The sequence below is a fragment of the Devosia sp. genome, assembly GCF_028290645.1.
In the GTDB taxonomy this organism is placed as follows: Bacteria; Pseudomonadota; Alphaproteobacteria; order Rhizobiales; family Devosiaceae; genus Devosia_A.
Genome location: NZ_JAQGJL010000110.1, coordinates 1 through 3,143 on the forward strand (window position 1 = coordinate 1; position 3,143 = coordinate 3,143).

Here is a 3,143-nt window from a genome sequence, read left to right on the forward strand (position 1 = left end):
CCACGCGAACCCGGCCTCGGCCACCATCGGCAGGTAGTTGCGGACATGCAATGGGCCGCCAAGTTCGCGAGGACGGATGGCGACAACGCTGAGTTGCGGATGCGGGCGCGTGCTGCTCGGAGCAAACTGCAGGCCGGTGAATACGCAGCGATGACCCCAGCGCTGCAACACCCGGTCATGCACCTTGAGATAGGCGTCGAGACCTGCCTCGCGATCTTGCGCAAAGACTGCATTGGCTTCGTCCAGTGCCAGCGCGGAGAACTCCGAAGCAGATCGGAGAATTTCCTCGAACCGTTCGTCGCTCAACGACAGGCTGCGCCGCACCCCGGGCACGCGAGCTTCCGCGATGCTGGCTAGAGGCGCGGCGAAGGCCTGATAATCAACCATTCTGCAAATCTGTTGTTCCGGCGCGTGGTGATCGAGGCCGTCAACCCGGCCACTACCGAGGAACAGCACCATTTCGTTCGGCACCGTGCGATAAACGATGACCACCTTGCCGAAGTGCCGATGTGCTGACTGGCCGGCCCGGGCTGTGAGCCGAAATGCCGCCCGGTCAAAACCGAGCAGCGACTCATCCTCCACTGCCAATGCGAGCTTAGCCACCAACGCCCCCGCGCTGACTGCATTGTATCGGTAGGTTAGGATAAACGTCTAGGTAGTCGTCCGGCTGGGTTTGGTGCTTATTCCTCGCAGTCGTGTCCAATCAGCAATTGGCGACACATCTCTCGGCACGTGGTCTTTGGTCATTTCAGCAATTGTGCGCTCGAAAGCGGAATCGAAGCGTCGGCACTTCATCAATCACCCAAAACGGGGGATGGAGCGCGACGGTGGCAGAAGAGACGGGGCGTGATCCATGACCATTTCTGACAATGTCCTCAACGCCGACGGTGCCCTCATCGTCGGCGCCGGCCTTGCCGGCCTGTTCTGCGCGCTGAAGCTTGCGCCACGGCCGGTCACAGTGATTTCGCCCAAGCCGCTGGGTTATGGCGCTTCTTCGGCCTGGGCGCAGGGCGGTGTTGCGGCTGCGGTGGCCGAGGGCGACACTTCGCACGCCCATGCCGTCGACACCGAGATCGCCGGAGCCGGCATCGTCGACGAAGCGGAGGCGGAGGCCGTCACCGCCGAGGCAGCGGCGCGGATCGAGGACCTGGCCCGCTGGGGCACCCCGTTCGACCGCGACGAACTCGGGCACTACGTGCTGAGCAAGGAGGCCGCCCATTCACGCAACCGCGTCGTCCGCGTCGAGGGGGATCGGGCCGGCTACGCCATCATGCAGGCGATGATCGCCGAGGTGCGCAAGACCCCATCGATCCGCATCGTCGAAGGCCTGACCGTCGTCGACCTCGCCAGCGCCGATGGCCGCATCATCGGCGTATATGCACGCAAGCTCGGCGACCGCTACGCCGAGCCCGTGCTGATCCGCGCTCGCGCCACGGTGCTGGCCGCCGGTGGGCTGGGCGGGCTCTACGCCGTGACCACCAATCCGCCCGGCGTCCGCGGCCACGCCATGGGCATGGCGGCACGCGCCGGGGCGCTGATCGCCGACCCCGAGTTCGTGCAGTTCCACCCCACCGCCATTGCCACCGGCGCCGATCCCGCTCCGCTTGCAACTGAGGCACTGCGTGGCGAGGGCGCTATCCTCGTCAATGACCTCGGCGTGCGGTTCATGCTCGAGGTGCACAAGGATGCCGAACTCGCTCCGCGCGACATCGTCGCCCGCGCCAACTATCGCCAAATCAAGGCTGGCCGGAAAGTGTTCCTCGATACGCGACAGGCCATCGGCGCGCGCATCCTCACCGCGTTCCCGACGGTTGCGAAATACTGCATCGATTTTGGCATCGATCCGGTGACGCAGCCGATCCCGGTCACCCCGGCTGCGCACTACCACATGGGCGGCGTGAAGGTGGGCGACGGCGGCCGCACCTCGCTGCCCGGCCTGTGGGCCGCCGGCGAATGCTCATCGACCGGGCTCCATGGCGCCAACCGGCTCGCCTCGAACTCACTGCTCGAGGCCGTCGTCTATGGCGCGCGCATCGCCGCGGACATTTCGGGGCTCGAGCCGGTGCGCGGCCCGCTGGCGCCCTTCCCAGGCATCGCCTGGGACCAGGTCGAAGGCGAGGCGGTCGAGGAGCGGCTGCGCAACCTCAACCCTGTGCAGGAACTGCGCTGGCTGATGACCGACCTGGTCGGCGTCGAACGCAATGCCAAGGACCTGAAACTGGCCCTGCGCCGCGTAGCCGAGCTCGAAACCACGGCACAGGGCGTCACCCGCTCTTTCCTCAACATGACCGTCTCGGCAACCCTGGTCGCCGCCGCCGCCCTCAAGCGTGAGGAAAGCCGCGGCGGCCATTTCCGTACCGATTTCCCCGAGCCGGGGGCCGAATGGGAACACCGCACCGAGATGACACTGGACGAAGCGCTGGCGGTCCGCGCCGCAGCGTGATTCAAGATACTATCATAAAGTGATAGTTTGCTCCCTAAAGGAGACCTGCCATGCCGTCCAGCTACCCCCCTGGGGAACACTACGAGACATTCGTCCGCGAGCTGGTGGAGAGCGGCAGCTAGAATACCGCCAGTGAGGTGCTGAGGGACGCCCTGCGCCTGCTGGAGGACGCCGAGATCCTCCGCAGCGTTCGGACCGAGGAATTGAAGAAGCTGATCCAGGAGGGTCTGGATAGCGGTGACTCGGAACCGTGGGACGCCGAGCAGATCAAGGCCGAGGGGCGTCGCCGTTTAGCCGCGAAAAAGAATGCCGCTTGAGATTCGGCGGCGGCAGCGTGCTGCAGACGACGTTCTCGAAATCTGGGTCTACCGCCGCGACGCCCGAATTCTGGACATCGTCCAGGTCTTGGCGGCCGCTCGACAACTCAGCCCGGACCTGTTCGAGCTCTGACTACTCCACCCCCAGCAGATACGACGCCACCGCCTCCCGGTCCTCCTCCGTCCAGTGCGAGGTACCGTCCGTGATAACCTCGCCCATGGCGCTGCCGAGTACGTCGAAATCCGGGGTGAAGCCGTCGCTGATGGCGCTGGCGATCGAAGTAACGTCGTAGTCGCGGTCGGTCAGGCGTGCCGCCGTCAGTGCCGGGGCCTTGCCGCCGGTGCCACCGGCAGGGTTGCCGGTGAGTTCCTTGCCCTTGTCG

4 protein-coding genes and 1 pseudogene are annotated in these 3,143 nt (G+C 65.5%); 3 read left to right on the top strand and 2 right to left on the bottom strand.

The annotated features are described in order from the left end of the window. On the bottom strand, positions 1–603 hold a 603-nt coding region (locus JWQ89_RS06410), incomplete at its 3' end, for a hypothetical protein (RefSeq protein WP_299639414.1). 250 nt (positions 604–853) lie between these two features. On the opposite strand from JWQ89_RS06410, the gene JWQ89_RS06415 reads away from it, so the two are divergent. The 3 genes from JWQ89_RS06415 to JWQ89_RS06425 all read left to right on the top strand — a co-directional run bounded on the left by JWQ89_RS06415 (position 854) and on the right by JWQ89_RS06425 (position 2,893). Further along, entirely contained in the window at positions 854–2,443 is a 1,590-nt protein-coding gene (locus JWQ89_RS06415; protein WP_299639415.1) for an L-aspartate oxidase, read from the top strand. Positions 2,444–2,580: 137 nt separating this feature from the next. Beyond that, positions 2,581–2,760 (top strand): type II toxin-antitoxin system ParD family antitoxin, encoded by a 180-nt coding sequence (locus JWQ89_RS06420; RefSeq protein ID WP_366143972.1) that lies wholly within the window; start codon positions 2,581–2,583, stop codon positions 2,758–2,760. Further along, positions 2,750–2,893, top strand: a complete 144-nt coding sequence (locus JWQ89_RS06425) for a hypothetical protein (protein WP_299639416.1) — start codon at positions 2,750–2,752, stop codon at positions 2,891–2,893. The genes JWQ89_RS06420 and JWQ89_RS06425 overlap by 11 nt, the downstream gene beginning before the upstream one ends. Here the strand turns inward: JWQ89_RS06425 and JWQ89_RS06430 are convergent. After that, positions 2,894–3,143 (bottom strand): annotated as a pseudogene (locus tag JWQ89_RS06430) (hypothetical protein); the annotation flags it as partial. It abuts the gene before it with no gap.

What these genes read in the sequence shown, in the direction of transcription:
- JWQ89_RS06415 (WP_299639415.1), top strand. Translation starts at nt 854, where the DNA reads ATGACCATTTCTGACAATGTCCTCAACGCCGACGGTGCCCTCATCGTC.
- JWQ89_RS06425 (WP_299639416.1), top strand. Translation starts at nt 2,750, where the DNA reads ATGCCGCTTGAGATTCGGCGGCGGCAGCGTGCTGCAGACGACGTTCTC.